This is a genomic window from Phocaeicola sp. (assembly GCF_048170425.1).
Classification (GTDB): domain Bacteria; phylum Bacteroidota; class Bacteroidia; order Bacteroidales; family Bacteroidaceae; genus Phocaeicola.
The window spans coordinates 1-3,323 of record NZ_DBEXBB010000146.1; the positions used below are offsets into that span (position 1 = coordinate 1).

The following is a 3,323-nucleotide window of genomic DNA, read 5'->3' on the forward strand; positions in this document are numbered from 1 at the left end:
ATAAACCTATATTGAGTTTTACTTATACTACCCCAGACTATTTGGATAAGGAAACCGCAAAAAATTTAAAACCGTATCTGAAATCCCACCCTGTTTGTCTGGAGTGGAAAGAGGGAAAATTTGTATCTCAGGAAAATTTGAATACCTCGTTAAAGTAATTCTATTTAATTCTTTGTATTGCTGAAGGTTATGTTGTACAACATCTATTCTGCTCTTTGCGTATAAAAATACATAAAAAATCGTTAACCGCTCGGACGGATATACCGAATTTTTTTTATCTTTGGAACGCTGTTTGTAAAACGACAAGCATATCTGCGTAATTATGAAGGCAGGAATGCATTCTAAAAATGATTTGTTTTAAACCAGTAATGGTATTCTGAATAAGGGTCGGGCTGGAAAAATAGAAAATAACGAAGTCCATCCGACGGATACTAGCTGAAAAATATAAGGTATAATGATTTTAAAGTGTATTAGAACAGTAGCAATGGCGGCTCTGGCCATGGTCAGCATCAATGTTTCAGGACAGGATCTTCTGGCTCGTCAGGCGCCGATTGACAGAAAATTAAAAGCTGTGGATTCATTAGCCCTGATTCGCCAGATCAAAGCAGAACAGGCAGTATATCCCGCTTACAGTCTTTATCCAAACTGGAACAATGATCGCGTTCATGCTTACGGCGGTAATGTACAGGTTCCAGATAGTTTCCGAATCGATTTGACAGGCTTTTGCATGCCGACCACTCATACAAAAATTACTTCTAAATGTGGTCCGCGCTGGCGGCGTATGCATAACGGATTGGACATTAAGGTCTATATCGGCGATACTATCCGTGCTGCTTTCGACGGGCGTGTGCGCATGGTGAAATATGAACGTAGAGGGTACGGAAAATATGTAGTAATCCGTCATGACAATGGATTGGAAACAATTTACGGACACTTGTCTAAACAGATTGTAGCTGAAGATGAATATGTAAAGGCGGGTGACCCGATTGGTTTGGGAGGAAATACCGGACGTTCTACCGGTTCTCACCTTCATTTTGAAACTCGTTTCTTAGGAGAGGTGATAAATCCAGAATTTATGTTTGATTTCCCGAACCAGGATATCGTATCAGACAGCTATTTGTTTGTACGTGGTGCCAACCGTTATGCATATCAGCGTACCCGCGCATTGGCAGCTGTAAAATCAGGAAAATCCGGTGCAGCCGAAGCAGAAAAATCGGCTATCCGTTATCATAAAATCCGTAAGGGCGATACATTGGGACGTATCTCTCGTTTGTATCACGTATCTATCGACCGCCTGTGCCAGATTAATGGTATAAAACGTACTACGACGTTGCGTATCGGACAAGTTTTAAGATGTTCTTGATAAGAAAAATAAATTTGCTGAAATAAAAAAGGATGCCATTTCATATAGTTCTGTTGGGGCTGTATGAAATGGCATTTTTATCTCCTTTATTTTGTGTGCTCTGTGAAAAAACAGTAACTTTGCCACATATTCGAGCATAAAAGATGGAAGAAACCAAGAAACAATTTGAACATGTAATTGCAGTATGCCGTGATTTGTTTGCTAAAAAGTTGCATGATTACGGAGCTGCTTGGCGCATTATGCGGCCGTCTTCCGTGACAGACCAGATTTATATTAAGGCAAACCGTATTCGCAGCATCGAAGTAAAGGGTGTGTCCTTGATAGATGAAGGTATTCGTCCGGAGTTTATTGCAATTGTCAATTATGGTATTATCGGGCTTATTCAGCTGGAACTGGGTTATGCCGAGAAGGAAGATATCACAGAGGAACGTGCGCTGGAATTATATGATGCGTATGCAGATAAGGCCCTGAAGTTGATGCTGGCTAAGAATCATGATTATGATGAGGCCTGGCGTAGTATGCGTATCACTTCTTATACAGATTTAATTTTGATGAAGATTTATCGAACCAAACAGATAGAATCTTTGAAGGGAGATACGCTGGTGTCAGAAGGCGTGGATGCCAATTATATGGATATGATTAATTATGCTGTTTTCGGATTGATTAAGCTGGAGTTTGGAGAATAAGTTTCTACATAAAGCAATTGTGGTCTGGAGTAACGTCTGCCGTTTCTTGCTGGCTATTGTCTTTTTGTTTTCCGGATTTGTAAAGGCCAATGACCCTTTGGGTACGGTCTATAAGGTACAGGATTATCTGGACGCATGGGGGCTACAAGGGCTTGGGGCGGGATACGTGCCCTATCTGGCAGCTATGCTCTGTGCTTTACTTGAATTTATTCTTGGTATTTATCTGTTCTTCGGTATTCGCCGGAGGGTGGCCTCCTTGCTGGTGCTGCTGGTCATGGCTTTTATGACACCGTTGACTTTATGGCTGGCCATTGCCAATCCGATTTCAGATTGTGGCTGTTTTGGCGATGCAGTAGTACTGACCAACTGGGAAACTTTTTTCAAAAACGTGGTGCTGCTCATTGCGGCTGTTTCCATGTTTAGGTGGAGACAGTATGTCTTTAACTTGGTAACGAAGAAAGTTGATTGGCTGATTTCGCTTTACAGTATCCTGTTTATTCTGTTCTTCATGCTGTTTTGTCTGCGTTATCTGCCTGTATTTGATTTTCGTCCTTATCATGTGGGGGCAGACATCGCACAGGGTATGACGATTCCTGAAGGTGAGAAGCCTACCGTGTATGAAACGATTTTTATTTATTCAAAGAACGGACAGGAGCAGGAATTTACGATTGATAATTTCCCTACAGATTCCACGTGGACTTTTATAGATTCAAAGACACGGATAAAAGAGCAGGGGTATGAGCCTCCTATACACGATTTCTCAATTACTTCACTGGAAACAGGAGAAGACCTGACGGATGAAATACTTCAGAGTGACCAATATACATTCTTGCTTGTGGCACCCTGGTTGAAGCATGCTGACGATAGTGGCATGGACTTGATAAATGAAGTGTATGACTATAGCGTGGAGCATGATTACCGTTTTCTTTGCTTGACGGCCTCCTCGGAGCAGGATATTATAGACTGGCAGGAAAATACGGGGGCAGAATATCCGTTTGCCTTGATGGATGAGATTACGCTGAAAACCATGATTCGTTCCAATCCGGGATTGATGCTGCTGAAAAAAGGAGTAGTGTTGCGTAAATGGAGTGTTTCCAATCTGCCAGATGAATACCAGTTGAATGCACCGTTAGAAAAACTCCCGTTCAGTACGTGGAATCCGAAGACTAATGTGCATAAGGTAGCAGAAGTGACAATCTGGTTTTTAGGTCCGTTGCTGTTCCTGACCGTGGTCGACCTGGTATGGCTGCGTATAAAAAGCCGCAAAAAGAAAA

Annotated in this window: 4 protein-coding genes; all 4 read left to right on the forward strand. The window is 41.9% G+C overall.

Going from position 1 to position 3,323, the window contains the following annotated elements; translation table 11 throughout:
• The first annotated feature begins 11 nt into the window (after nucleotides 1-11).
• The gene (locus ACMJ0U_RS05640) at nucleotides 12-158 is read left to right on the forward strand and encodes a DUF3256 family protein (protein ID WP_417128740.1); all 147 of its coding nucleotides are present in this window, start codon (nucleotides 12-14) and stop codon (nucleotides 156-158) included.
• A 296-nt stretch (nucleotides 159-454) separates the two neighbouring features.
• Nucleotides 455-1,363, forward strand: coding sequence for a peptidoglycan DD-metalloendopeptidase family protein (locus ACMJ0U_RS05645; RefSeq protein ID WP_117673678.1), 909 nt, complete (start codon nucleotides 455-457; stop codon nucleotides 1,361-1,363).
• A 143-nt stretch (nucleotides 1,364-1,506) separates the two neighbouring features.
• Nucleotides 1,507-2,049 (forward strand): DUF1599 domain-containing protein, encoded by a 543-nt coding sequence (locus ACMJ0U_RS05650; RefSeq protein WP_417128737.1) that lies wholly within the window; start codon nucleotides 1,507-1,509, stop codon nucleotides 2,047-2,049.
• On the forward strand, nucleotides 2,039-3,323 hold a 1,285-nt coding region (locus tag ACMJ0U_RS05655), incomplete at its 3' end, for a BT_3928 family protein (RefSeq protein ID WP_417128739.1). The genes ACMJ0U_RS05650 and ACMJ0U_RS05655, both read left to right, overlap by 11 nt.

Coding starts and splice junctions, on each gene's coding strand:
- ACMJ0U_RS05645 (WP_117673678.1), top strand. CDS start 455: ATGATTTTAAAGTGTATTAGAACAGTAGCAATGGCGGCTCTGGCCATG.
- ACMJ0U_RS05650 (WP_417128737.1), top strand. CDS start 1,507: ATGGAAGAAACCAAGAAACAATTTGAACATGTAATTGCAGTATGCCGT.